The sequence below is a fragment of the Peribacillus sp. Bi134 genome (assembly GCF_918698065.1).
Lineage (GTDB): Bacteria > Bacillota > Bacilli > Bacillales > DSM-1321 > Peribacillus.
Map to the genome: position 1 here is coordinate 25,997 of NZ_CAKKLN010000009.1, position 24,611 is coordinate 50,607.

24 protein-coding genes, 2 pseudogenes and 1 riboswitch are annotated in these 24,611 nt (G+C 40.2%); of the genes and pseudogenes, 18 read left to right on the forward strand and 8 right to left on the reverse strand.

Annotated elements, in window-relative coordinates; all coding sequences use genetic code 11:
- Nucleotides 1-333 precede the first annotated feature (333 nt).
- Together LQ188_RS20440 and clpP are read left to right on the forward strand one after the other, a co-directional pair.
- Complete coding sequence (locus LQ188_RS20440; RefSeq protein ID WP_230177997.1) at nt 334-1,041, forward strand: sigma-70 family RNA polymerase sigma factor; 708 nt, start codon at nt 334-336, stop codon at nt 1,039-1,041.
- A gap of 30 nt (nt 1,042-1,071) precedes the next feature.
- Nucleotides 1,072-1,656 carry an ATP-dependent Clp endopeptidase proteolytic subunit ClpP gene (clpP, locus tag LQ188_RS20445; RefSeq protein WP_101223429.1) on the forward strand — a complete coding sequence of 195 codons (585 nt, stop codon included), beginning with the start codon at nt 1,072-1,074 and terminating at the stop codon, nt 1,654-1,656.
- Nucleotides 1,657-1,796: 140 nt separating this feature from the next.
- On the opposite strand, the pseudogene LQ188_RS20450 reads toward clpP, so the two are convergent.
- Nucleotides 1,797-1,916 (reverse strand): annotated as a pseudogene (locus LQ188_RS20450) (alpha/beta hydrolase); the annotation flags it as partial.
- A gap of 167 nt (nt 1,917-2,083) precedes the next feature.
- On the opposite strand from LQ188_RS20450, the gene LQ188_RS20455 reads away from it, so the two are divergent.
- Entirely contained in the window at nt 2,084-2,671 is a 588-nt protein-coding gene (locus LQ188_RS20455) for a DUF6241 domain-containing protein (RefSeq protein WP_230177999.1), read from the forward strand.
- Nucleotides 2,672-2,807: 136 nt separating this feature from the next.
- Here LQ188_RS20455 and LQ188_RS20460 read toward each other — a convergent pair whose 3' ends face one another.
- Together LQ188_RS20460 and LQ188_RS20465 are read right to left on the reverse strand one after the other, a co-directional pair.
- On the reverse strand, nt 2,808-3,701 hold the full coding sequence (locus LQ188_RS20460) for a TauD/TfdA family dioxygenase (protein WP_101223427.1): 894 nt from the start codon (nt 3,699-3,701) through the stop codon (nt 2,808-2,810).
- A 30-nt stretch (nt 3,702-3,731) separates the two neighbouring features.
- On the reverse strand, nt 3,732-4,721 hold the full coding sequence (locus tag LQ188_RS20465) for an aliphatic sulfonate ABC transporter substrate-binding protein (protein WP_230178001.1): 990 nt from the start codon (nt 4,719-4,721) through the stop codon (nt 3,732-3,734).
- Nucleotides 4,722-5,105: 384 nt separating this feature from the next.
- Here LQ188_RS20465 and LQ188_RS20470 point away from each other — a divergent pair, with 384 nt between their 5' ends.
- On the forward strand, nt 5,106-5,873 hold the full coding sequence (locus LQ188_RS20470) for an ABC transporter ATP-binding protein (protein ID WP_101223425.1): 768 nt from the start codon (nt 5,106-5,108) through the stop codon (nt 5,871-5,873).
- Nucleotides 5,874-5,905: 32 nt separating this feature from the next.
- On the forward strand, nt 5,906-6,730 hold the full coding sequence (locus LQ188_RS20475) for an ABC transporter permease (protein ID WP_230178003.1): 825 nt from the start codon (nt 5,906-5,908) through the stop codon (nt 6,728-6,730).
- A gap of 61 nt (nt 6,731-6,791) precedes the next feature.
- On the opposite strand, the gene LQ188_RS20480 is transcribed toward LQ188_RS20475, so the two are convergent.
- The gene (locus tag LQ188_RS20480; protein WP_101223424.1) at nt 6,792-8,018 is read right to left on the reverse strand and encodes a HAMP domain-containing sensor histidine kinase; all 1,227 of its coding nucleotides are present in this window, start codon (nt 8,016-8,018) and stop codon (nt 6,792-6,794) included.
- Between the two features lie 453 nt (nt 8,019-8,471).
- On the opposite strand from LQ188_RS20480, the gene LQ188_RS20485 reads away from it, so the two are divergent.
- The 6 genes from LQ188_RS20485 to thiC all read left to right on the forward strand — a co-directional run bounded on the left by LQ188_RS20485 (nt 8,472) and on the right by thiC (nt 15,309).
- Nucleotides 8,472-9,392, forward strand: coding sequence for a glycerophosphodiester phosphodiesterase (locus LQ188_RS20485; protein ID WP_101223423.1), 921 nt, complete (start codon nt 8,472-8,474; stop codon nt 9,390-9,392).
- 154 nt (nt 9,393-9,546) lie between these two features.
- The gene (locus LQ188_RS20490) at nt 9,547-10,686 is read left to right on the forward strand and encodes a zinc-dependent alcohol dehydrogenase (protein ID WP_230178005.1); all 1,140 of its coding nucleotides are present in this window, start codon (nt 9,547-9,549) and stop codon (nt 10,684-10,686) included.
- 341 nt (nt 10,687-11,027) lie between these two features.
- Complete coding sequence (locus tag LQ188_RS20495) at nt 11,028-11,480, forward strand: hypothetical protein (protein ID WP_230178007.1); 453 nt, start codon at nt 11,028-11,030, stop codon at nt 11,478-11,480.
- 226 nt (nt 11,481-11,706) lie between these two features.
- Nucleotides 11,707-12,240, forward strand: a complete 534-nt coding sequence (locus LQ188_RS20500; RefSeq protein ID WP_101223420.1) for a histidine phosphatase family protein — start codon at nt 11,707-11,709, stop codon at nt 12,238-12,240.
- A 135-nt stretch (nt 12,241-12,375) separates the two neighbouring features.
- On the forward strand, nt 12,376-13,164 hold the full coding sequence (locus LQ188_RS20505; RefSeq protein WP_101223419.1) for an HAD family hydrolase: 789 nt from the start codon (nt 12,376-12,378) through the stop codon (nt 13,162-13,164).
- A gap of 116 nt (nt 13,165-13,280) precedes the next feature.
- Nucleotides 13,281-13,395: riboswitch (TPP riboswitch) on the forward strand.
- Between the two features lie 135 nt (nt 13,396-13,530).
- A complete protein-coding gene (thiC, locus tag LQ188_RS20510) occupies nt 13,531-15,309 on the forward strand; it encodes a phosphomethylpyrimidine synthase ThiC (protein WP_230178009.1) in 1,779 nt (592 codons plus the stop codon).
- Nucleotides 15,310-15,600: 291 nt separating this feature from the next.
- On the opposite strand, the pseudogene LQ188_RS20515 reads toward thiC, so the two are convergent.
- A pseudogene (locus tag LQ188_RS20515) lies at nt 15,601-16,073 on the reverse strand (DUF3231 family protein).
- Nucleotides 16,074-16,495: 422 nt separating this feature from the next.
- Here LQ188_RS20515 and LQ188_RS20520 point away from each other — a divergent pair.
- On the forward strand, nt 16,496-17,134 hold the full coding sequence (locus LQ188_RS20520) for a spore coat protein (protein WP_101223417.1): 639 nt from the start codon (nt 16,496-16,498) through the stop codon (nt 17,132-17,134).
- A 57-nt stretch (nt 17,135-17,191) separates the two neighbouring features.
- Here LQ188_RS20520 and LQ188_RS20525 read toward each other — a convergent pair whose 3' ends face one another.
- The 3 genes from LQ188_RS20525 to LQ188_RS20535 form a co-directional block, all read right to left on the reverse strand.
- Nucleotides 17,192-17,557 carry a carboxymuconolactone decarboxylase family protein gene (locus LQ188_RS20525; RefSeq protein WP_101223416.1) on the reverse strand — a complete coding sequence of 122 codons (366 nt, stop codon included), beginning with the start codon at nt 17,555-17,557 and terminating at the stop codon, nt 17,192-17,194.
- A gap of 112 nt (nt 17,558-17,669) precedes the next feature.
- The gene (locus LQ188_RS20530; protein ID WP_230178011.1) at nt 17,670-18,452 is read right to left on the reverse strand and encodes a cytochrome c oxidase assembly protein; all 783 of its coding nucleotides are present in this window, start codon (nt 18,450-18,452) and stop codon (nt 17,670-17,672) included.
- Nucleotides 18,442-18,960 carry a DUF2243 domain-containing protein gene (locus LQ188_RS20535; protein ID WP_230178013.1) on the reverse strand — a complete coding sequence of 173 codons (519 nt, stop codon included), beginning with the start codon at nt 18,958-18,960 and terminating at the stop codon, nt 18,442-18,444. The genes LQ188_RS20530 and LQ188_RS20535 overlap by 11 nt, the downstream gene beginning before the upstream one ends.
- A gap of 271 nt (nt 18,961-19,231) precedes the next feature.
- Between LQ188_RS20535 and LQ188_RS20540 the strand changes: the two genes are divergently transcribed.
- The 6 genes from LQ188_RS20540 to LQ188_RS20565 all read left to right on the forward strand — a co-directional run bounded on the left by LQ188_RS20540 (nt 19,232) and on the right by LQ188_RS20565 (nt 24,406).
- On the forward strand, nt 19,232-20,077 hold the full coding sequence (locus LQ188_RS20540; RefSeq protein WP_101223413.1) for a manganese catalase family protein: 846 nt from the start codon (nt 19,232-19,234) through the stop codon (nt 20,075-20,077).
- A 187-nt stretch (nt 20,078-20,264) separates the two neighbouring features.
- Nucleotides 20,265-21,245 carry an NAD(P)H-quinone oxidoreductase gene (locus tag LQ188_RS20545; protein WP_230178014.1) on the forward strand — a complete coding sequence of 327 codons (981 nt, stop codon included), beginning with the start codon at nt 20,265-20,267 and terminating at the stop codon, nt 21,243-21,245.
- A gap of 211 nt (nt 21,246-21,456) precedes the next feature.
- A complete protein-coding gene (locus tag LQ188_RS20550; protein ID WP_230178016.1) occupies nt 21,457-22,224 on the forward strand; it encodes an arylamine N-acetyltransferase in 768 nt (255 codons plus the stop codon).
- A 334-nt stretch (nt 22,225-22,558) separates the two neighbouring features.
- Entirely contained in the window at nt 22,559-23,176 is a 618-nt protein-coding gene (locus LQ188_RS20555) for a hypothetical protein (protein ID WP_230178018.1), read from the forward strand.
- A 383-nt stretch (nt 23,177-23,559) separates the two neighbouring features.
- Nucleotides 23,560-23,703, forward strand: a complete 144-nt coding sequence (sinI, locus tag LQ188_RS20560; protein WP_157831045.1) for a DNA-binding anti-repressor SinI — start codon at nt 23,560-23,562, stop codon at nt 23,701-23,703.
- A 133-nt stretch (nt 23,704-23,836) separates the two neighbouring features.
- Nucleotides 23,837-24,406: a YdhK family protein gene (locus LQ188_RS20565; RefSeq protein ID WP_230178020.1), complete on the forward strand. Its 570-nt coding sequence runs from the start codon at nt 23,837-23,839 to the stop codon at nt 24,404-24,406.
- Nucleotides 24,407-24,611: the final 205 nt, after the last annotated feature.

A 24,611-nucleotide genomic window follows, 5' to 3' on the forward strand; every position in this document is an offset into this window, starting at 1 on the left:
ATACGAAACATTCCTGAAAGTCACTTCCAAAGATTTTGCTGATTGTCTTAATGGCGTGTACGGAGAATAATAATTGGTTTGGTAAATAAGGTCTTCACTGAAATGCTTGGTGACGAACCGGGTACACAGCGGGGGAGGTCTTATTTGTTGCATACAGAACATTGACATTAGCCTGTTTGGAGCTTAACCAAACAGGTTTTTAGTATGAAAGGAAATCCAATGGAAAAAATGGAATAGGATATAAAGAAGAATGAAGGAAAATTTTTCACCCCCATATCTTTTTCTCTTTCTGAAACGTTTATAGGATAGAGGGTGTTGAAGGAGTGAGAAAAAATGATAAATAAGTTAAGGGAAGATATTTCTGAAGAAAATGATAACGGTGCGATTTTGCGTGAAGTCTATCCTGAATTGCTGCGGTTTTGCCGATTCCTGACCCAAAATAATTGGGATGGGGATGATTTGGCACAGGAAACGATATTGAGGGCAATGCAGGGCTATGGAAAGAAAACGGAGATAACAACCGCTCTATTGAAGACGATTGCCCGCCATTCCTGGATTGATACGATTAGAAAAAGGAAAAAAGAATCCTTAGACGATCTGTTGGATACCGAACAGCAGGGGGCAGGAGGGGAAAATGTTTTTGAAACGGTTGAATATATAATTAAATCCCTTACCCCGAAACAAGCTGTAGTGTTCATATTAAAGGAAGGGTTCCTCTATCGGTCAAAAGAAATCTCAGATTATTTGAACACCACGGAAACAGCAGTAAAAGCCATCTTGAACCGTGTGAAAAAGCGTTTTGACAATGACGTTGATGAGCGTATGTTGTCTTGTGTGGAAGATTGGCAGGATGAGGAGGAACAGCGGCTCATGTCCCTGATGACACAGGCTTTAAAAGCCCAAAATCCTGATATCCTCATTAGAAGCATCCCATCTTTTAAATCCCTGAACAGTGAATCGATGATTCCTAAACTGATGAATCGTCCGATTCTTTCTCAATCAAGCTTCACTCCTTCAAACACACTCTCAATGGCTGCATAGCCAATTATATTGTTAGGAGGAAGAAGAGATATGACCACAATTCCATATGTAATTGAGCAATCAAGCAAGGGTGAGCGCTCGTACGATATTTATTCCAGACTTCTAAAAGACCGTATCATCATGATTGGGGAAGAGATCACCGATCATTTAGCCAATAGCGTGGTTGCCCAATTGTTATTCTTGGCAGCGGATGCACCTGATAAAGAAATTACCATCTTCATAAACAGTCCAGGGGGATCGACCAGTGCCGGTTTCGCCATTTATGATACGATGCAATATATTAAGCCTGATGTCCGGACTGTATGTACGGGGATGGCTGCATCATTCGGTGCCATGCTTTTATTGGCGGGTACGAAAGGGAAAAGGTGCGCTTTGCCAAATAGTGAAATCATGCTTCATCAACCGCTAGGTGGGGCGAGGGGGCAAGCCACGGAGATTGAAATTTCTGCCCGAAGGATTTTAAAGCTAAAGGATCATATCAATCAAATCATCTCGGAAAGGACCGGTCAGCCTATCGAAAAGGTGGCGAAGGACACAGATCGTGATTATTTCTTAAGCGCAAATGAGGCGAAGGATTACGGTATAATCGATGAAATAATCGTTCAGGCTAATTAATCCTGATAAAAACGCGATGTAAGCTCAAAATATTCTGGACGAAAACGAAAGGAAACTGCCGATTGCATATCGGCAGTTTCTTTTTACCCTCTTTCATTACTCCATATATTTATCCACAAACCCCATACCTTGTTCCAATACTATTCCGGATCCACTACCTCAGCTTCACAATGCCCGGCACCCGGTATTATCAATTTTTCTTTGTCTACTTTTGCTGCATTAAATATGTCATCCAGCATGGAATAAGTGACTAATGAATCTTCTTGAAAAAATAGAATGGTACCTTGGGGAATTATCGATATCTGAAACTACTGTAATTCTTCTTGAAGGGATAAGAAGGTTGGATGTCTACCTTTTCTGGATAGTACATCCATTTAATATGTTAAAATAAATATTATCTGACATTATCAATCTTGGAGGAAGTTTTATGAAGAAAACGCAAAAGGTTTTACTTGTTAGTGGAATCTCTGCTGTTGCATTATTCGGGGTGGGGGCTGCTTCCTTTAAAATCATGGAGAACTCCAATGAGTACGAAAAAGCCCAACTGGTAATTGAAGCCAGGGAAACCAAAGAACAAATTGAAAGAGAAAGAGAAGATGAAAAAATCGAAGCCCAAAGGGAAGCAAAAGCGAAAGCTGCGGAACTTGAGGCCAAAACTGCGATATACGATGGGATCGAATTTGAAACAGGACTTGATGAAGGCTCAACCGAAATGGAAGTCATGGACGTCATGCATAAAATGACTCATCAAAAGGTTCGCTCGCAAGATAAATGGGGAGCTATACCGATGTCCCCTAAGATAATAGAAGAAGTTTATAAAATAGTGGATTCAAGTGATTTTCAGCATAGAGATAGATTGCTGGCCATCGCTGCCCGGTGGCGAGACTTTGATTTTAGCACGATCGTTCAGGACCATAACTTCTTTTGGGAAGACAAAGAAGGCACCGTTGGAAAAGCCCATGGAACATTAAGTCGGGCAGAAGAGGTTGAATTCATTGAAGTTAATTTTAAATGAGGGGATAGAAAGTACTTAAAATGCCAAAGGGCGAGTGGAAAGACCTGTTCAAAAAGAAAATACTCAAACCTCCTGCAATAAGGCCAGTTCCTCAGGAGGTTTGAGTATTTTCGAACCTTTCACTCGATACAGGAGTTTATTTTTTAATAATTAGTTTGCTTGACTCGTTCTCCTTGTTTACGGGAACGTCTTTACCTACAGTGACCCTGCGAACGACGCGATGCTGTTCCCCGTAATCGGCAATAGCATAATGCTGCGTGGCCAGGTTATCCCAAATGACCACGTCCCCTTCACTCCATTGCCAACGGACGGTATTTTCTAAGCGCGTGACGTATGAATCGAAGATACTTAATAATCTTTCAGATTCACTTGTTGTATATCCTTCCACTCTTCCAGCAAAACCACCTAATAACAAATGCTTTTTTCCTGTTTCTGCGTGCACGTGAACGACTGGATGCCTTGTTTTATAAATGGTGGATTCGAATATATCACGATATTTCTTTTTAACCTCATCATCAATGTTTTCGGCTGGTTTGAATTGTGCATAATCATATTCATTTGTATGGATTGCCCATAGTCCGTCAGCTAATTTCTTCAATCCATCCGGCAGGTCCTCATATGCTTTATTGGTATTTGCCCAGACTGTATCGCCGCCAACATCAGGGATGGTTACACCTCTTAAAACAGAGTATTTAGGAACTTCTGGAACAAAAGTGACATCAGTATGCCAATGGTTTGCTTTAGCACCCCGTTCGGAATCAAGTTCGAAAATATAGTTAGTATTGTCTTTGACCGGTACTGTAGGATGTGCATAAGGCTCACCCAATAGTTTGGCAAATGCTTCTTGGCTGGCATCGTCCAAATGGTTTTGACCTTTGAAGAATACGACTTTATGATCGTTTAACGCTTGTTTGATTTCACTGAAAATAGCTAAATCCAAGTCTCCGCTTAATTGGACTCCTTGAATTTCCGCTCCAATCCTTCCTGCTACCGGTACCACTTTTAATTGTTGTGTTTTAGTTTCCGTCATAATCAATCTCCTCCTGTAAGGTATGTTTTTTTATTTTTTAAAGGCTTCATCAATGTATTCATTGTGGATCTGATTTTTAAAATTAAATGATTTCTTGATATAACCCACACCAGCTAAAGTATCGATGGATTCTTGTTGTGCTTTGATGGCATCTTCGGTAAAGAAGATATTTGGTTCTTCGGCCGTTATTATTGTCTTGACCGTACCCACAGGCAATTTAGTTTCTTTGGAATAAATTTCAGATGCTTCATCTGGATTTTCAATTTGCCAGTCGGCAGCTTTTTTATAAACCTTTAAATATGCTTCTACAATTTCAGGATGCTCTTCGGCAAAGCCTTTACGTGCAATGATAGCTCCAGGTGCTAATATTTTTCCTTTTACTTTAAGTGCGACAGCATTCCCTTTTTCAATATTATTAAGGTAATAAGGGTTCCATATCGCCCAGGCGTCCAATTGTTTGGTTTCAAAAGCTGCTTGAGCATCATCCGGTTGTAAATTGATCAGTTTAATGTCATCAGTCGTTAAGCCATGGGCTTTCAATGCCTTGATTAAATACACATGACCCGTTGTCCCCGAGGCAACACCGACCGTTTTTCCTTTTAAGTCTTCAATCTTCTTTATGTTACCTTCTGCTTGAGCCAGAATCCGGACAGATGACTCACCCCGTCCTGTTTGTGCAATCACTTCGAATGGCAGATTCTTATCAATGCCGGCAATCAGTGCACCATCCCCTAAAAAAGACAGGTCAACCCGATTGGAAGCAAGGGATTCCAAAAGCGGGGGCCCACTCGAGAATTCACTCCACTCGATTTGGGCATCCAGTTTAGAAAACTCTTCGTTGAACAATCTCTTTTCCTTTGCAATGACCAATGGTCCCATCTTGCCATTTAAGGCAATATGAACTTTCAGTGGATCACTTTTCCCGGAAGCTTTGCCGGCATCGGAATTACAGCCTGCCAATACAGTGATGCTAATGATGGCAAGTAGTAATGCGGTTAACTTGTTACGATATTCCTTCATGAATTCCCTCCTTCTCTAATACACTTACCACATCTGGATAGTCAGATTAATGACGAAAAAGAGATTCAACGAAGAGTATGCCGGGGTTACTCTTCATTGAATCTCCGGTAGTCCAGTTGATTCACATGACCTTTATTTAATTGGCTCCTGTGTGAAGCGGATTTGTGTATGAATGCATCTTAACAGCTGTTAGAATTATCTGTCAATTACTTTTTCACTATTAATCCGATAAAATAAATTGGTATTAGGTGTTGATTATAAATAATCGATAAGTTAATATAAAATGAAATATTGAATCGACTAGTTAACTAGAGATTCAGCAAAGGGACAATATGTGCCTTATTGCTGGATCTCTATTTTTTTATTTGAGAAAGGGTGAGGGTATTGGTTGCGACGTTAGAAATTAATCAAGTAAGCAAAACATTTAAGAATGAGAATGAAAGTGTCCATGTTTTGGATAATTTAAATCTGACCGTCAACAATGGTGAATTCGTCACCATCATTGGTCCGAGCGGCTGCGGGAAAAGCACATTATTAAAGTTGATCGCAGGACTTGATTCAGACTTTGACGGAGCAATCATGGCAGGTGATCATCCGGTTAGCGGCCCTTCTAAAGACCGTGGTTTCATTTTTCAGGAGCATCGCTTATTTCCATGGCTAAACGTGGAGAAGAATATTGCAGGTAACCTTCCATTAAAGAAACCGGACATTCGAAAAAGGGTGGATGATTTGATTTCACTTGTTAAACTAAAAGGATTTGAAACGGCGTATCCACGCCAATTATCCGGTGGAATGTCGCAGCGTGTTGCCATTGCCAGGGCTTTATTACGTAATCCGGAAGTATTATTACTGGATGAGCCATTCGGTGCGTTGGATGCATTCACGCGAACGCATCTTCAAGAGGCTTTACTAGAAATATGGGAGAGGAATAAGACAACGATGGTGCTTGTCACCCATGATATAGATGAATCCATCTTTTTATCGAGGAAAGTGGTCGTCATGGATGCAAAGCCTGGACGGATTAAAGCTATCGTTCCAATTGATTTGCCATATCCAAGAACTCGAACAAGCAAAGCGTTTCAGGAATTCAGGTCCGTCATATTAACCCAACTTGATCATCATCCAGTAGAAGTGGAAGATTGGAGCATTTAATTAAATTTTTGAAAAAAGGAAGGATGAAAATTATGTCTACACAGACCGTTGCTCAAAACAAGCCGCTTGTCATTAGGGAAACGACAAAACAATCCAAACTCGCCAAATCGGCATTGCGGGGTTCGGTCCTTCCCGTTGTCGTGTTGATTGCATGGCAAACATTAGGATCGGTTGGCATCCTGCCTGCCCAATTATTCTCATCACCTTTATTGATCGTCACGACTTTCATTGATCTCGTTCAGTCGGGGGAAATGGGCATGCATTTACAAATCAGTTTAACGCGGGCTATTCTAGGCTTTGCATTAGGTGGTTTTTTAGGATTATTGTTTGGAGTCATCGTTGGCATGCAAAAAAAATCCGAGGAATATTTAAACCCGAGCATTCAAATGTTACGAACGGTCCCTTTACTTGCTATTACCCCTTTATTCATTATGTGGTTCGGATTTGGTGAACTATCCAAAGTGCTGCTTATCGCTTTAGGTGCTTTTTTTCCTTTATATTTACAAACTTTTTTGGGACTTCGGAATGTGGATAAAAAACTGTACGATGTTGCCCTAATATTGGAGTTTAGCCGACGGGAACAAATAACGAAGCTCATGATTCCTGCAGCTTTGCCAAACATATTACTTGGTATCCGTTTAGCCTTAAGTGCGGCTTGGATGTGCCTGGTCGTGGCTGAATTGCTGGGTGCGGATAGAGGGGTGGGCTTCATGATCCAGGATGCCCGTTCATTCATGCAAACGGACGTCGTATTCGTAGGCATCATCATTTTTGCCCTCGCTGGTAAAATCTCAGACTCGTTTGTCCGCTTTTTAGAAAATCATTTGCTGAAATGGCAAGATAGTTTTAAAGCCTAATTGAAAAAGGATGACCGCCCGGTGATGGGGGGTCATCCTTTTTCTTATTAGGGATATATATTTAATCTATTTTTTTATATAAGGGCAAATAAATGGTGAACGATGTTCCTCTGTTCACTTCGCTCTGTACCACGATTTTCCCTTTGTATTTTTGAACGATGGAATAACAAACGGTCAGGCCGATACCGGTTCCCCTATCTTTAAGTGAATAAAATGGGGTACCTAGAATTTCAAGCTGTTCTTTTGAGAGACCTATTCCTGTATCCGTTATTCGTATTTTTGCCATAGTGCGTTCCTGCTCTGTTTCCACCTTGATGAATCCAGGTTTGTTCATTGACTCAATTCCATTTTTCATGATATTGACCAGTATCTGTTTAAGTTCGATGGGATTCATGTTAATGTGCAGGTCGTCACGGAAATCCAGGAGAAAGCCTATGTTACGATTATTGGCGAAACTGGTTAATAAATCGGAAATCTTTTGGATTTCATAATTTAAAGGTATGACCTGTACATTATCCGTATGCGGTTTTGCCAAAGACAAATAGTCATTGATTATCACTTGTGTATATTCAAGTTCCGTAAGCATGGTCTGTACATAAAATTTTTCCGTTTCATTCAGTTCCTTCTCTTGATCTAATAACTGGGCAAACCCTTTAACGACTGTAATCGGATTACGTATCTCATGTGCAATGGTGGCAGCTAGCTGTCCGACTGAGTTCAATTGTTTGGCCTGCTGTATTTCCTTGTGGAATGCATTAGTGGATTCCATCCTATTATTGGTGCCTATGAACACGAATACCAATATGATTTGAATGGCGATGAAATTAAGCGTGTTGCCGAAACTATCCAAAGCGACATATTCATAAGTGTATTGAAGATCCGTTTTTGAAATGATCATGATGGAAGCGGGACCTAATATGATATTTAAAGTGGCCACAACATAAAACCCGATTTTATCAAAGAGAAAAATGGGAAACAAGGGTGCTATAGCAAATAAAGAAAGCATGATTGCTGTATCTGGAAATATCAAAAATTTGCTATATAAATAAACAGTAATTAAGAAAATGAATAGGGTCTTATAAAAATTGACTTCTGTTTTTAAGAAAAATAACAGAGAAATTATCATCCCCGATATTAAAATGACCTGTAATGTCATCTCGTAGGGATTATCTTTCCAACTTATAGGTGATACAGAAATCCCAACTAATAGTAAAAAGGATATCATTGCCATGAATGCTTTCAGTATAAATCGGTGTTTGTTTTGATAATATTGATAATTTTTTAACATAATTCCCCTTAGGATTAATATTCTGTTTGTTTAATAGTAATATGATACTAGTTTTTTGTAAATCAGAAAAAGATAGATTTTGCATTGATAGTCTTTGTATCTATATTTTAGAAAAGACCATACTCCAGGCATGGGTCGGGTGGAATTCAGTACCTGAAGGTCAGGGCAAGGAGTTAAGGAGCAATTCTGTACAGGTCCTCTTGGTATGTCAACATTGGAATATTTGATCTAATATCTGGAATTTATCGGCTTTGAGTTTGATTTAATATGGGTCTGGAAGGCTTAAAGTGTCAATGAAACGGTTAATCAGGTAGAAAAAACTACATGAATGCCTTGTATTTGATAGGTTATTTTAACCATTTTAGATAATATATTATTTCTTTACATTATATTTGCTGTAAGTTCACATTCCCCTTCTAAAATGATGGTAATAGTAGGAGGGAGAGAGGGAAAATGAAAACGAATATAAAGAAATTCAGTTTTTGTATGATGAGTGCGGCTTTTATATTGCAGGCTACTTCCATCGGGACCCTAGCTGCAAATGGAAATCATTCCAATTCATCTATTTATGAGAAGAAAATCGTGAATATTGCACATCGGGGAGCTTCTGGTTATGCACCTGAACATACCATTCCAGCTTATCAAATGGGAGAACAAATGAAAGGCGACTACATAGAAATCGATCTTCAAATGACCAAGGATGGTAGATTGATAGCAATGCATGATGAAAAGGTGGATCGTACAACGAATGGTACTGGTCTGGTGAAGGATTTAACGCTGACAGAAATCAAGAAACTGGATGCCGGTACATGGTTCAATGAAAAATATCCGCAATTGGCAAAAGAGGTATATGAAGGGTTAACGGTTCCCACTCTTGAAGAAGTCTTTAAGAAGTTCGGAAAGCAGGCCAATTACTATATAGAAACAAAGTCTCCTGAAGTATATCCGGGAATGGAAGAAGAACTTCTGCAGGTTCTGGAAGAATATAAAATGGTGGATTCAAAAGGCCGAACCAAGAATGTATTAATTCAATCGTTCAGTAAAGAAAGCCTTATGAAGGTTCATGACATGAATCCAAAGTTACCGCTTGTGCAACTATTTTCTTATAAAAACCCAGCAACCATTTCCGATGAAGAATTGGAGTCCATTAAGGAATATGCAATTGGCGTTGGGCCGAACTTCAATAAGGTGGACGGACAATATGTGAAGATGGTTCGCGACCATGACCTCCAATTCCATCCATATACAGTAAATGAAAGAGCAGATATGAAAAAGGCTCTTGAATGGGGTGCAACGGGGCTGTTTACGAATTATCCCGATGTATTCAACGAGGTACTAAGTGAGTATAAGCACAATAATAAGGTTCCTAAATAAATGGTTTCATAGGTGAGTCCCGGTTTCCGGGGCTTTTTTTGTCATCCTGGTGCAGCATGATGAAGAGATTCTTGGGAAATTAGATGTTCATAGGCTTAGTAGCCTTTTTTGACGGGTATATCAAATGTATAAAGAATATTTTAGGAGGTTGAATATGAAGGCTGTAACTTTTCAAGGAGCAAAAGATATACAGGTAAAACAAGTTGAAGATCCGAAACTTCAGCAAAAGGATGATATCATCGTCCGAGTGACTTCAACGGCTATTTGCGGGTCCGACCTCCATATATATCAGGGTGCTTTGCCGACGCATAAAGATTATGTCATTGGCCATGAACCGATGGGCATCGTCGAAGAAGTGGGTCCGGAAGTAACAAAGGTGAAAAAAGGGGACAGGGTTGTCCTGCCTTTCAACATTTCTTGTGGGCACTGTTATTATTGTGAACATGATATGGAGAGTCAATGTGATAATTCCAACCCCAATGAAGCGGTGGATACAGGCGGGTACTTTGGTTTTACGGAACGATATGGGAACTATCCAGGCGGGCAGGCAGAATATTTAAGGGTCCCATATGGAAACTTCATGCCGTTTGTCATCCCAGAGTCATGTGAACTTGAAGATGAAGCGCTTTTGTTCATGTCCGATGTGCTGCCAACCGCATATTGGAGTGTAGAGAACGCTGGCGTCAAGAAAGATGATACGGTAGTGGTATTGGGCTGTGGGCCGATTGGGTTGATGGCTCAGAAGTTCGCTTGGATGAAAGGAGCAAAAAGGGTCGTTGCCATCGACAATCTTCCTTATAGACTCAATAAGGCTAAACAAATGAATAAGGTTGAGGCGTATAACTTCGATGAATATAACGATATGGGCAGCTACATTAAGGAAATCACTTCTGGCGGGGCAGATGTGGTCATAGATTGTGTAGGAATGGACGGCAAGAAATCAACGATAGAAGCGATTGAGCAAAAGCTGAAACTTCAGGGTGGAACGTTAAGTGCGATCGAGATTGCACTTAACGCCGTACGTAAATTCGGCACGATCCAACTGACTGGCGTATACGGATCCAAATATAATATGTTCCCATTAGGCAATTTATTTGAGCGGAACATTAATCTTAAAATGGGACAAGCACCGGTCATTCACTACATGCCCAAGCTTTTTGATAAGATCACGGCTGGAGAGTTCGACCCCACGGAAATCATATCCCATAAAGTCCCTCTAGAAAAAGCGAGTGAGGCTTATCAAATCTTTAACGATCACGAGGATGAATGTATTAAAGTGGTGCTAAAGCCATAATGTGAAGCTTATAAAAAGTCCAATGTCCTGAGCGGCATTGGACTTTTTAGTTGAGTTCATAAATGGATCAAAATTAATGGTGTATTATCGATAAACGTATAAATGAGGTATGAAATATGAATTTATAATTATGCCCGTGAACTGAGAAAATTAGGATTCGTGGCTTTCGTATTAGGGAAATCCTCGAAATATGACGATTGACCCTTAAGAGTTGAAGGAGCGTATGAATTGAAAAAGAGTCGCTATAAAAATAAGATGCAAGTGAACTTGAATAAGGGTTTTTGGTAATGAAATGTACTATTTTTATTATATAATGATAGTGTCAAAAGGAGGACGTACAGATGGTATATAATTCGGCAACAGAACTTTGTGAAGGGTTTGGGTATCCGCCCGTTCATGTTAAATTGACGATAGAGATCGTCGATAAGAGATTGGGACCTGTAAAGGCGGAAGCAGAGATTGCCATCAAGCCTGTTAAGTCAAGGGGATATCTGGAAGTATTGGTGGAGGAATTGGAATCGGATCATATCTTTGCTGAAGAAAATGGCAGTATCTATGGCAGCTTCGGCATCGATCAAAGCATCCAGATATATGATGAAGTCCTGACTACCATTCCGTTCGATGAGTTGATCGGAAATGAAAATTGGAAAGAGACAGTTGAGGAATCCATCACTGTAGAGAAGCTGAGGGAACAACTGGGGAAATCTCTCAATGATTATCAATTCAGTGATTTGAGCGGAAAATATAAATTCAGGAAAAGATGTACGATAACAGAACTACAATTCATAGATTAAACGATAAATGGAGAAGGCGAGATGCTTTCTCTTTTTTCAATGCTATCATAATTAAACGCTGGATCTTTAAAAACTTTTAAATATATACACAGTGTCAAGGAGAGTTCAGTAAGGTTTTAATGGTTTTAACATACTTTTTTTTATAGTTTTACATAGGGTAATATATTGATAAGGGCTGTTTACAAGAAAAAGAAACGTATATTTTAAAAGATAAAAAGGAGAAGATATGAAAATTGGTTTGGTACGGCATTTTAAGGTGGCACATGAATTTCCTACTGGGAGATCTGTGACGGCGGATGATATGAAGCAATGGTTTAAGGACTATGATGCAGCGGATATTATTTATGGAACGACTTTATTTGGCGCGGAGGAATGGGAGGAGTGTTATTGCAGTGATATGTCGAGAGCTGTCAAGACAGCGGAACATATCTATCCAGGTCCGGTTCACCGGATGGAGGAGCTGCGGGAAATACCTTCCCCGCCTCTTAAAGGAAGGGTAAAGCTGCCATTCATCCTTTGGGCTATTTGGATTCGCTGCTGCTCGGTGTTAAACAAGCAGACAAGGGCGGAAATTAAGATCGCAGAGCGAAGGATCAATAAAGTATTGGATGAAGTCTTTGCAAAGGGGGAAAGGGATGTTTTGATCGTGAGTCATGCCGCCCTCATGGTATATATGAGGAAAGAGCTGATCCGACGGGGGTTCACCGGTCCCAAATTCAAGATTGCCAGTAATGGAAAGCTGTATGTATTTGAAAGATGATAAGTGGATAAGGGTTTCCCACTAGAAAAGGTAAGTCATTTTCCGAATAGTTATTCTTTTTTTATTGGTTGTGGTTTATTATTGTAATAGTGTAATTTTTACGAATTCAATAATAGGGAAAGAGGGGTGGACATTTTGCTGAAGGCAGTTTTTTTTGATTTAGATGATACATTACTATGGGATCAGAAAAGTGTAAAAGAGGCTTTTGTGGCCACATGTGAAGTGGCCAAGGAGAAATATGATCTGAATGTCGACGATTTTGAAGAAGCTGTGCGAAAGGAAGCGCGTGAGCTTTATTCTTCTTACGATACATATGCATTCACCCAAATGATCGGAATCAACCCATTTGAGGGGCTATGGGGAAATTTTCAGGATGATCATGATGAATTCAGGAAGATGGCCGGGATTGCACCGGCTTATCGGAAAGAAGCGTGGACGAGAGGGTTATTGGCATTAGGGATCGATGACCCGGAATTTGGACTTGAACTGGCAGAACGTTTCCCTGCGGAGAGACGCAAAAAGCCATTTATCTATGAAGAAACATTCCGTGTTCTGGATGAATTAAAAGGGAAGTATAAGTTGCTATTGCTTACGAACGGATCTCCTGAGCTGCAAAATACCAAACTTGAAATTACGCCTGAACTGGTTCCTTATTTCGACCAAATCGTGATTTCAGGCGCATTTGGAAGAGGTAAACCGGATGCCTCCATTTTTGAGCATGCTTTGGGGATCATGGAGCTTGATAAGGATGAAGTATTGATGGTCGGCGATAATTTAATGACGGATATCCTTGGAGCATCACGGGTAGGCATAAAGTCGGTTTGGATAAATCGCCATGATAAGGAACGGAATGAAGTGATTCCAACCTATGAAATCAAGCATTTAGAGGAGCTTTACCCTATCCTTGAGAGCCTGGGAAATTAATGAACGGCTCTTCTTCAAATAATAAATTTTGGATAGTTGTAATGAAAATATTAGGTCTTTCAAATTATTTACAGAATGAAAAGGGTGAGATATAGTTACCCTGTAATCAATTAAATTATTCAGACTAGGGGTGTCCAATAAAAGTTGGGCTGAGAGAGAAGCGCTTAAGCTTCTTAACCCTCAGGACCTGATCTGGTTCATACCAGCGTGGGGAAGTTAGAATCTACTAAACAATGACATTTCAATTCGTCATTTCTGTAGCCATACTAACGTTAGCCAGGTCTTAAATATGAGATCTGGCTTTTTCGTGCGAAATGGATTGGATTTTGTCCTTTTTAAATGAACTTAAAAAGGAGAAATGAAATCATGATGAGTAATTCAGTAAATGACATGAACGTTTCAATTATGTCCAGTTTTGCCGGGAGTAAAAAAGTGTATGTTGAGGGATCTAGACCCGATATTAGGGTGCCCATGCGTGAAATTAAGCTAAGTCCGACTACAGGTTCATTCGGCGAAGAGGAGAATCCGCCTTTACGAGTATATGACACAAGCGGCTTTTATACGGATTCAGAATATCCCATTGATATTCATAAAGGTCTTGCCCCGATTAGACGCAGCTGGGTTCTGGAAAGGGAAGATGTTGAAGAGTATGAAGGGCGTGAAATAAAGCCCGAAGATAACGGGTATAAAAAAGAGTCACAAACGAAAGCAGAAATTTTTCCGGGATTGAAAAGAAAACCATTGCGTGCAGCGAAAGGGCAAAACGTAACCCAGCTCCATTATGCCCGAAAAGGTATCATAACTCCTGAGATGGAATTCATCTCGATCAGGGAAAATGTAGCCCCTGAGTTTGTAAGAGATGAGGTAGCTAGCGGGAGGGCAATCATTCCGGCAAATATTAACCATCCTGAAAGTGAGCCCATGATCATTGGACGTAATTTTCATGTGAAAATAAATGCAAATATTGGAAATTCCGCTGTTAGTTCATCGATTGAAGCAGAAGTGGAGAAAATGACTTGGGCTACACGGTGGGGTGCAGACAACATAATGGATCTTTCCACCGGTAAGAATATTCACACGACCCGGGAATGGATTATCAGGAATTCTCCTGTGCCAGTTGGGACGGTTCCGATATATCAAGCATTGGAAAAAGTGAATGGAGTCGCGGAAGATTTAAATTGGGAAGTTTTCCGGGATACATTAATCGAGCAGGCTGAGCAAGGTGTGGATTACTTCACGATACACGCCGGAGTGCTTTTGCGATACATTCCCATGACAGCAAAGCGAGTTACGGGAATCGTTTCCCGGGGGGGCTCCATCATGGCACAATGGTGCTTGGCCCACCACCAAGAAAGTTTTCTCTATACTCACTTTGAAGAGATTTGTGAAATCATGAAGGCGTATGATGTCTCTTTCTCATTAGGTGACGGCCTCCGTCCTGGCTCCATTGCAGATGCAAACGATGAGGCTCAATTTGCTGAATTGGAAACACTTGGGGAACTGACGAAGATTGCTTGGAAGCACGATGTTCAAGTCATGGTGGAGGGACCCGGTCACGTACCGATGCATTTGATTAAAGAAAATATGGATAAGCAGCTGGAAGTCTGTCAAGAAGCACCATTCTATACCCTGGGACCATTGACAACGGATATAGCTCCTGGATACGATCATATCACTTCTGCGATTGGTGCTGCCATGATTGGATGGTTTGGAACGGCCATGCTTTGTTATGTGACACCGAAAGAGCATTTGGGGCTTCCGAATAAAGAGGATGTTCGTGTAGGGGTCATTACTTATAAAATTGCAGCCCACGCAGCTGATCTTGCTAAAGGCCATCCCCAGGCACGAAAACGGGATGATGCCCTTTCGAAGGCTAGATTCGAATTTCGTTGGAGAGATCAATTCAATCTTTCCCTCGATCCTGAAAGGGCAGTTGAATATCACGATGAAACACTACCGGCTGAAGGTGCCAAGACAGCCCATTTCTGTTCAATGTGCGGACCCAAATTCTGCAGTATGAGGATTTCTCAAGACATCCGTGATTTGGCGAAGGAAAAGGGTCTGGGCTTTGAGTCGGTAATCGATGAAGGTCTTAAAGAAAAAGCGAATGAATTTAGGAAAACGGACGGGGAAATCTATTTATGATTCCGATGAGAGGGAGAATTCGATGAATCGGGTAATCCAAATAAAAGTTGAAATGAAACAGTTGGAAACTCAATTGGAACAGCTGAAAAGGGAGCTGAACATTTTTCGCGAGAAGTGTAATCATGAATTTGTAAAAACTGATTATAGTCAACAATGCACAAAGTGCCACTTAATCGAAAGTCTGCAATGGTAATGATTCCTTAATCGTCCTTTCATTATCGGAATTAATCCCTTAATCATGTTGGGCATCCAATCACGATGTCAACATGATTAGGGGATATTTCATTATATTTACATGCTTGTTTTATTAATATGAAGAGGAGGAGGGACAAGCCAGTCCTTTCCTTATTCAATCTTAGGAAGTCAGCACCCAATGCAGCTTTATTCGTATGGAATTGTGCGAACATCTGTGCAATATCTTCTCTGATGCATTGACCCATGATTTGGCTGCAAGCAACTAATCCTGCATTAATATCGATTGATACTGAAGCAGAGATTTCAGGATCTTGAAAACGTGCCCCTTCTGGAATATCCTCCCAATTAACTTTAGGCTTTTCAGGTGGTGACGGAGGCAGTTCTACGTTATTTTCTTTTAATAATGATTCAAGTTGGTCATGTTCCTGTTTCCCTTGATTGATCACTTCAACAAGTAATTTATGCAGGCCCTTGTCGCCAGCATGATTAAGCATAGTTTGATGACAGGCAATCAGTCCTTATGTAGTTGTTAGAAATGCCCATGTTCCAAATACCTCTCCGTAATGCATAGGCTCTTCTTTCGGATTTCCGCTTAAAATTCACATAACCATCCTCCTTGAAATTCACTATTTAACGGATTTAAAATGTGAGGGCTTTAATGTTTAACCTTTTATTCCTTGTAGCCATTCTTGATAACATTCATCACAGAGCATTTCATTTCTATCTTGGTCAGAAACTTGAAACGTTACCACATGGATTTTTTTTCTTCCGTAACATCACTACAATAGAAGCATTGAAGTGTCGATATGTCATTGGAAATCCTCCCATCCATATAAAGTGTCTATAGTTTAAAACGCCACGTTTTTTTTATACAGAAAACATGATGCAGCAGCTCATTGGTCTTCTTGGAAGAGTTTAGATTGAATAATCCAGTTGGGGTTTAACATACTAAACTTGTTCGCATCATTGATAAAACGAGGAGGGAAATACAATGCAAAACCAATATCAACAAGGTCAAGTACACCAGAACATGCAAACGGGTGCCATTCCCCCACAAATGAATCACGGTGGTCACGAAGTATTCGATGTACATGAAGTGTTGTCGGGAACGATTGGTACTTTAAACACGTATACTCTTTTGCGTCAGCATATTCAGGATCAGGAATTACTTGATATTCTGGATCGTCAATATCAGTTCATCCAAGATGAATATAATATTTCACTGGAGTGCTTCCAATCGGGCCAGGATCCTTCTAAACGGACTGAGAGCTACAAAATGAATCAAGGTAACGATTTTATATATGGATTGACACCAACTCAGCCAAAGAAACCTTTGCAATCCGTATCGGAAATTACGGATGAATGCATTTCAGGTTTGATGCTTGGAGCTGTTAAGTCTGCTGCATCCATGAAAGCGATGGCAGCGCTTGAAATAACGAATCCGGTGGTTCGCCGTGTATTTGCAGATTCCGTTCCGAACTGCATTGAAATGGCATATGAGATTTCGATATATCAAAACAAACATCATTACTATCAAGTTCCGCAGCTTGCACAGCAGGATATGCAGCAAATGTTGAATTCATATGCACCAGCACAAGGAAATAACAATAACAACAACATGAGTCATTAAAAGCATTTGTCAACAACAGAAAGAAGGGATAGGACTATTTGTCCTATCCCTTCTTTCTTACTGTTTCATCTGATTTATATCTTGGATGCATTCCTGGACGAGTGTTACAGCCTGACTCATGGCGGCTCCTCCGCCAAATGCTGCGGTCACACCAATGGCTTCAAGAATTTCCTGTTCGGAACAGCCTTGATCAAGACATCCTTTTGTATGGTAGATAATACAGTATTCATCTTGTGAATATAAGCTTATTCCTAATGCGATAAGCTGTTTTTCTTTCTGGGATAATTGACCTTCTTTAAAGCACTCTTCCGTAAACGAATTGAATTTCTCTGCGAGAACAGGCATTTTATGCGTAAAGGCACCGATTCCAGCTTTATAATCACGAAGAGCATTTTCAGTAGAATTGTTAGCTTCAAATTCCATTTTCCATTCAGCTCCATCCTAAATTTTTTTCATCAAAAATTAGTATGAGCTAAATGTTGGACGATTAAACAGAAACATAGGAGTTTAACTAAGTAATAAGTAGCCTTCCTTCCTACAAGGCAAGTGATTCCTTAGGACGGGTGGCTTTGAACCATTGATAGCAAAGGATGAAAATAAGTGCAACGTCAATGGCATCGCCGGCATAGTACATTAACATTCCTCCATTTTCCGCTTGTTCCTTTGTGACTCCGCTTGGAGGATGGGCAAAAATATACTTAGAAAGGATATCATGGCCGGCCAGTGAAATTGTAAATACGACAGCACGAAACATGAAGCTGAACCTGTGGGGCGTCGGGTCCATATAAATCATAGACGCAGTGAATAGATAGCCCGCCATGAACACGTGAAAATGCACTAATGCATGTAGAAGGGCATTCTGATGCATCAACCCATATAACTCAGTCGTATAAAGAATCCAAAGCCCCCCAATATTAAGCACAGAGGCAGTGATTGGATTGCTTATAATGCGCAGCGGCCAACTTTTCAACACCTTTGAAAGGCGTCTTGCTGATTGTACATCAAGTGTTCGCAGTGCAAGAGTAATAGGTGCGGTAAACACGAGTAGGATGGGTGCAATCATTCCAAGCAGTAAATGACCAACCATATGCGCCGTGAAATCCATATTCGCGCGATTGGCTATGGGACCTATAATTGCAGAGGCTGCACAGATGGTGCCAAGAATCCAAAAGAGCGTACGGTATAAGGGCCACTTTTTATAGCGGCGGTTTGAAATTACGGCAGCTGCGATATAAATCACTATCACAAGCGCCAGAAGAATCAATAAAATCGGTTCAAAACCAGCCCCATTATCATGAATATGTCCATTACTGTGCATTGCTGGTATCTTCTTTCATTTTAAGTACGCTGCGCCTTGTTTGAATGATAAGGATAATGCCGATCAAGATCATGATTGTGGCTGCAATGTTCCAAATCAAGTCGTATGGGAGAATATCGACATTGTAACGGATTTGATGGAGACGCATGAGCTTGTGCTGGATGATTCCGTCATATAACTGGAAAGAACCTGCCCCGAGCAAAACTCCTCCTATCCACCTTTTCAGCCATAATCCCTTTCGACGGCGAAGGTCAGCGAACATGAATAACGACCCGACCGTTGCGAACCAGCTAAGGGCATGAAATAAACCATCCGAGACAAGCCCAATATTGGATGTGGACTTGTCATAGAAATGGTGCCAATGCAATAGTTGATGAAAGATGGACTCATCGATGAATGCCACCAATCCGATCCCGAATAGAAAACCGGACCATAGATTACGAGCGGTATAAGTATAACGTAATTGTGAAATAGATTGATCTTTTTGATTTCGGGGCTTGAAATCCATTTTCCATCCTCCTTTTTAAATTTCCTATATATGGTTCTTTCTACTTTACCCTGTATTGTAAAGTTATAGACAGTAAATGGACCTTTTATAAATCTTATTTATTGAGCGATTCATAGCCCAAAGATAGTCCTTGGCTTTTTAGTTCAGTAATCATTGTTAATGGTATGTAAATTTTTTCTAATTACTGTTCGTTATAACTAAATTCAGGTTTCAAGCATGGACAGGCGGGTAATAAAAAACCGTACATCATATAAAAAAAGGAGGAGTTAATATGTTTCGCCATCAAAAAGAATTGCAATTTGAAGTTAAGGTAGATCGACCAGATCCGATGCTTGCCCGTCAAATTCAGGAAGTGTTAGGTGGACAGTTTGGGGAAATGACTGTCATGATGCAATATCTTTTTCAGGGTTTTAACTGCCGTGGAGAAGAAAAATACAAAGATATGCTGATGGATATTGGTACAGAGGAAATTGGACATGTAGAGATGCTTTGTTCGCTCATTAGTCAATTGCTTGATGGCGCTTCTCCGGAAGATCAAGCAGAAGCCGCAAAAGATCCTGCAACAGCAGCCATCATGGGTGGAATCAATCCCCAGCATTTGCTCGTAAGCGGTCTTGGGGGACTGCCAACCAACTCGAATGGGGTGCCTTGGAACGGATCTTATATTGTAGCCAGCGGAAATCTATTAGCGGACATGCGATCGAATCTTCATGCTGAAAGCCAAGGACGCCTTCAAGTGGCCCGTTTATATCATATGACCAAAGATGAGGGGGTACGTGCCACCTTCCGTAAAATGTTAGCCCGTGATCGTTACCACCAATATCAATGGATGGCGGCCATTGCAGAACTTGAAGAAAAAAATGGCGTTGTCGTTCCCGCGTCATTCCCACCGGAAGCGGAAATGGAATCTCAACCGGAAGCGTACGAATTCTGGAACTTGTCAGAAGGTAATGAATCAGCAGACGGACTATGGGCAACAGGAAGCGCCCCAGATGGTACAGGAGATTTTGTTTATGTAGCTGAACCAGTTGCAAAAGGGCAGATTCCTAACCCTAAGGTTCCGGCAGCACAATTGCATCATGACCTGGATAGAAGTCAAACGCTTAATAAAAGATAATAATAGGAAACTTTTCAAAAAAAGCTCGATGGCCCCTAATGGGACATCGGCTTTTTTTATTCTATCAACATGTTTACAAAACCTAATTATTTGCTTGTGGATATTTTTTGGAGTAGCATAGTTTCCATCTTCAAGACAAACCATTTTAAAAGTGTGGTCACTAATTTAATAGTAAGGAGTGGGACAAATGAAAGCAGTGGTAGTTAAAGAACCGGGTGGAGCAGATCAATTACTATTTAAGGATTTTTCCAAGCCCATGCCCGGAAAAGGGGAGATATTAATTAAGGTGAAAGCCTCTGCTATAAATAGAACGGATATTGTTTCACGAGAAGGGAAATCGGGTTATATGGCCAATCCAATATTGGGGATTGAAGTTTCTGGGGAAGTTGTGGAAACAGGGGAAGGTGCAAATTTACAATTAGGGACAAGGGTGATGGGACTTGTAAACGGCGGCGGTTATGCTCAATATGCCTTGATGCCGGCTGATAGAGCAATGAAGATCCCGGATAACTTGTCATTTGAAGAAGCGGCTGCGATTCCTGAAGTATTCTTGACGGCGTACCAAACCTTGTTTTGGTTAGGTGAATTGACGGATCAAGATACGGTATTGATTCATGCTGGCGGAAGCGGTGTAGGCACAGCAGCTATCCAACTGGCAAAAAAACTGACAAAAGCGAAGATCATCACTACAGCCGGCTCAAAGGAAAAATTGGATTTCTGTCACTCATTAGGGGCGGATATCTGTATCAATTATAAAGAACAATCTTTTGATGAGGAAGTAATGAAAGCTACAAATAATCAAGGAGTGGATGTTATCCTGGATTTCATCGGTGCTTCTTACTGGGAGAAAAACCTTAAAAGCATAAAAACTGATGGACGCTGGGTACTGATAGGGATTTTAGGAGGAACAGTAGTCGAGAAGGTGAACTTGATGGAACTTCTCTTAAAAAGAGTTCAATTAAAAGGAACTCTTTTAACTCCTCGGAGTGATGAATATAAAAAAGAGTTAACTGAAGAATTCATTACAAAAGCCATGCCGTTGTTCCTCCAACATGAAATCAAGGCAATCGTCGATCATGTCTTCCCTTTTGAAGAGGTACAAAGGGCGCATGAACATATGGAAGCAAATAAGAATTTGGGTAAAATCATTTTACAAGTAAATGAATGACTAAAGCAGCTTTGAAGCATGTTTGGAGACAGTTACCCAAAATTACGACATTATTTGGCGGCCTATTTTTCATGGTGCTTGATAAGGAATAGGTGGAATGTGGGTTTTGTTAATGGCATATCGTTGAAGAATGAAATATGGGCAAAGTATAATGAATATATACAAAGTCAAGATGCTCTTCATTGGTATCTGTTAAAATGGGGGAATCGTAATGAATGAACTGAATGCATTATTCAGGAAAAGAATAGGGCTCCAGGAAGATGTGAAACTGACATTTGGAAAATTAGATGAAATTCTGGATAAAACTGCGAAAACCATTCCGTTTGAAAACTTATCAATCATGGCCTCCCATCTAAGTGATATCAATAAAGCCAATATCATGAACAAAGTCCTCGTGAGGAATGAGGGTGGATTATGCTATGAATTGAATGCAGCTCTTTATTTTTTCCTGAAGGAAAATGACTTTGATGTATTCTTGGTTCGAGGTGTCATCTATAATCAGGGGTGGATGACCATAGGAAGGACCCATGTTACCATTCTATTGAACCATGTGGGCCAAACCTATCTGATCGATACGGGTTTTGGCGGGAATCTGCCTTTAAAACCAGTTCCGCTGAACGGAGAAACGGTCGTTTCCCAAAATGGTGAATTCCGAATAAAAAAAGAAAGTACCGACCATGGAGATCATGTCCTTGAATTAAAACTGAAACATAAAGATCGCGATTGGAGAATTGGGTATGCTTTCGATTCTTCAAAACCCGTAGGAAATGTAGCGGAACTTAATGAGGTCCAAACGATCATCAGGGAACATCCCCAATCGCCATTCAATAAGCATCCATTAATCACCCGTTTGACAAACAGCGGGAACATCACTTTAACTGATACATCCTTTACCCGGTGGGAAGATGGGGAAGTGACGAAAGAAGAAATAGATGGAACACGATTTAAAGAGTTAATGAAACAGCACTTCGATAGATAGTGGAAAAGGACTGAATATCAAAGGCGTCCATACCGAAAGACTGTCCATTCTCGACAGTCTTTTTATGAATAAAATGATTGTCGAGACCGCGCAGGTATACTGAGGTGAAGGAAGAAACAATTGAGAACGGTCGAATAAAGTGCGTTGAAGGTTGAATAAGTCCGAGAACGGTCGAATAAAGTGCGATGAAGGTCGAATAAGTCCGAGAATGGCCGGATAAAGTGTTGTTAAGGACGAAAAAAATCGAGAACGGCCAAAAAAGGCTCCGGATGAAATCAACTGGATGTTTTTACTATTCACTAAATAGATATGAATTCAGTGGGGTGAGAAGGATATGGAGAGGAAGAATCGATTGGTTTTCACTAGATCGAATGCTGCTGCTAAACGAAAATTCGATGAAGCTATCACCATTTTGGAATATAGCGTAATGCTCGTTGAGCTCTTTGGATTAGAAGAGTTCAATAATATAATTGCCGGACAGTTAAGGCTGATTTTATGTGAAACGAAGAATACGCGCATAAAGCGGGAAAAGGTCACGATTGATCAATCCTTAATAAAGAAAATCAATCCTAACCCAAGATTGTATCCTATTAAGGACTCCATTCAAATGAGCAATGTTCATATTACGGAAGACATCTTCGATTATACTAAACAGAGGATTGAGCTAAAGCTTTGGAGAAATCAAATTATCTATAAAACCGATATCGAAGGTAAAATACAGGAAATTAAAATCATTGATTTTATTAAGGAAACAGCTAATAAGATTGGCGGTGCACAAGCTGAATCAAGTTTCCCTAATAAGTCCATTATTTCGGATGGTCATACCAAAATCATGTTAAGAGGAATAGCAAAAGGATTATTCAAATCCATAGGCAGGGATTATAAAAGACATGCCTCCATGAACCTTTCACATATCATGCAAAAAATCGAACAATCAGCTTTGGGAGACTAAACATAAGAAGGACTTTTACCAAAGTCCTTCTTGCTTGGTTTCCAAGCAATATCCGTTTGGATTGAATACCCCTCATATAACCTCTATCAATAAACCATCTCTTCTTACTTCTGTTAAAACACTCCCGATAGCATGCTGTTCACTTTTATAATTAAAGGTATATAGAAGGATGGGGAATTCCTTAATTAGATAACAAACAAACATTGAGGCCTTATATGTAAATGTAAAGACTTATTAAATTTACACTAAAATCCAGCTATGGACGCTTGAGGTAATTTATAATGATATTCCCGAATATAGTTTCACGTGGAAAAATAGCCTCAATATTGAACCTTACCCCATACAGTTAAAATAACTAAAGATAAAAAGAAAGAGATGATGAAATGAAGGATTTTGATGAAAACCTTCCTGACGAATGGCTGGAACTAGTAATATTGGCAATGAAATCGGATGTTACAAAAGAGCAATTCAAAAAGTTTCTTCAAGAAAAATCGAATAGCAATAAAAGTAGCGATTGTGGTGGCTAATGAACGCTTAAATTGAGGCAGGACTATTCCTAAAAAAGTATGAGGCTTCATTTCTTTTGCCACGGGTGAACTCCATATTTTCTGCATATTTAATTGGTAAGATGGATGTAATCATAAGGGAGGTTTTATTAATATGAAAAAAAGAACAAAATTGCCTATCATCTTATCATTATTAGCAGCCCTGTTTTTAGTCCTTGGCGCATGTTCCAACAGCGATGATAAAAACAAAGAAGAAAAAAAAGAAAAGGAACATAGTGAAATGGACATGAACCATTCTAGCACGGGTGAAGTTCCAGAAGGATTAAAAGCTGCAGAAAATCCAACCTATGAAGTTGGAAGTCAAGCGATTATCGAATCAGGTCATATGGAAAGCATGAAGGGGGCGGAAGCAACAATAGTGGGTGCCTTTGATACGACTGCTTATGCAATTTCGTATACGCCTGCAACTGGCGGAGAAAAAGTTGAAAATCATAAATGGATCATTCACGAAGAAATCAAAGATGCAGGTGAGAAAGCATATGAACCCGGAGCGGAGGTCACAGTAAATGCTTCTCATATGGAAGGAATGAACGGGGCTGTCGCTGAAGTTGAATCTGCTGAAAAAACGACTGTTTATATGGTCGACTTCACACCGACTGCGGGAGGAGAAAAAGTGAAGAATCATAAATGGGTAACGGAAAGTGAATTATCAGCGTCTGAATGATTTAACATCTTCATGGTTATGAAACTCTTAATAGGTTGAAGAAATTTGCGATACACCTGCCGAATAACTGGTCTGCCAGTACCCATAGCCGCTTCCTTTGATGAGGCTTGGCAGACTGTCGGCGGAAAGGGAGCGGATTCTCGCCGTTTTATCTCAAGTTCGTCTACAGTCTGAAGGAATGGTAAACAAACCATTCCTTTTTTTA

What these genes read in the sequence shown, in the direction of transcription:
- LQ188_RS20440 (WP_230177997.1), top strand. Translation starts at nt 334, where the DNA reads ATGATAAATAAGTTAAGGGAAGATATTTCTGAAGAAAATGATAACGGT.
- clpP (WP_101223429.1), top strand. Translation starts at nt 1,072, where the DNA reads ATGACCACAATTCCATATGTAATTGAGCAATCAAGCAAGGGTGAGCGC.
- LQ188_RS20455 (WP_230177999.1), top strand. Translation starts at nt 2,084, where the DNA reads ATGAAGAAAACGCAAAAGGTTTTACTTGTTAGTGGAATCTCTGCTGTT.
- LQ188_RS20460 (WP_101223427.1), bottom strand. Translation starts at nt 3,701, where the DNA reads ATGACGGAAACTAAAACACAACAATTAAAAGTGGTACCGGTAGCAGGA.
- LQ188_RS20465 (WP_230178001.1), bottom strand. Translation starts at nt 4,721, where the DNA reads ATGAAGGAATATCGTAACAAGTTAACCGCATTACTACTTGCCATCATT.
- LQ188_RS20475 (WP_230178003.1), top strand. Translation starts at nt 5,906, where the DNA reads ATGTCTACACAGACCGTTGCTCAAAACAAGCCGCTTGTCATTAGGGAA.
- LQ188_RS20480 (WP_101223424.1), bottom strand. Translation starts at nt 8,018, where the DNA reads ATGTTAAAAAATTATCAATATTATCAAAACAAACACCGATTTATACTG.
- LQ188_RS20485 (WP_101223423.1), top strand. Translation starts at nt 8,472, where the DNA reads ATGAAAACGAATATAAAGAAATTCAGTTTTTGTATGATGAGTGCGGCT.
- LQ188_RS20490 (WP_230178005.1), top strand. Translation starts at nt 9,547, where the DNA reads ATGAAGGCTGTAACTTTTCAAGGAGCAAAAGATATACAGGTAAAACAA.
- LQ188_RS20495 (WP_230178007.1), top strand. Translation starts at nt 11,028, where the DNA reads ATGGTATATAATTCGGCAACAGAACTTTGTGAAGGGTTTGGGTATCCG.
- LQ188_RS20500 (WP_101223420.1), top strand. Translation starts at nt 11,707, where the DNA reads ATGAAAATTGGTTTGGTACGGCATTTTAAGGTGGCACATGAATTTCCT.
- thiC (WP_230178009.1), top strand. Translation starts at nt 13,531, where the DNA reads ATGATGAGTAATTCAGTAAATGACATGAACGTTTCAATTATGTCCAGT.
- LQ188_RS20520 (WP_101223417.1), top strand. Translation starts at nt 16,496, where the DNA reads ATGCAAAACCAATATCAACAAGGTCAAGTACACCAGAACATGCAAACG.
- LQ188_RS20525 (WP_101223416.1), bottom strand. Translation starts at nt 17,557, where the DNA reads ATGGAATTTGAAGCTAACAATTCTACTGAAAATGCTCTTCGTGATTAT.
- LQ188_RS20530 (WP_230178011.1), bottom strand. Translation starts at nt 18,452, where the DNA reads ATGCACAGTAATGGACATATTCATGATAATGGGGCTGGTTTTGAACCG.
- LQ188_RS20535 (WP_230178013.1), bottom strand. Translation starts at nt 18,960, where the DNA reads ATGGATTTCAAGCCCCGAAATCAAAAAGATCAATCTATTTCACAATTA.
- LQ188_RS20540 (WP_101223413.1), top strand. Translation starts at nt 19,232, where the DNA reads ATGTTTCGCCATCAAAAAGAATTGCAATTTGAAGTTAAGGTAGATCGA.
- LQ188_RS20545 (WP_230178014.1), top strand. Translation starts at nt 20,265, where the DNA reads ATGAAAGCAGTGGTAGTTAAAGAACCGGGTGGAGCAGATCAATTACTA.
- LQ188_RS20550 (WP_230178016.1), top strand. Translation starts at nt 21,457, where the DNA reads ATGAATGAACTGAATGCATTATTCAGGAAAAGAATAGGGCTCCAGGAA.
- LQ188_RS20555 (WP_230178018.1), top strand. Translation starts at nt 22,559, where the DNA reads ATGGAGAGGAAGAATCGATTGGTTTTCACTAGATCGAATGCTGCTGCT.
- sinI (WP_157831045.1), top strand. Translation starts at nt 23,560, where the DNA reads ATGAAGGATTTTGATGAAAACCTTCCTGACGAATGGCTGGAACTAGTA.
- LQ188_RS20565 (WP_230178020.1), top strand. Translation starts at nt 23,837, where the DNA reads ATGAAAAAAAGAACAAAATTGCCTATCATCTTATCATTATTAGCAGCC.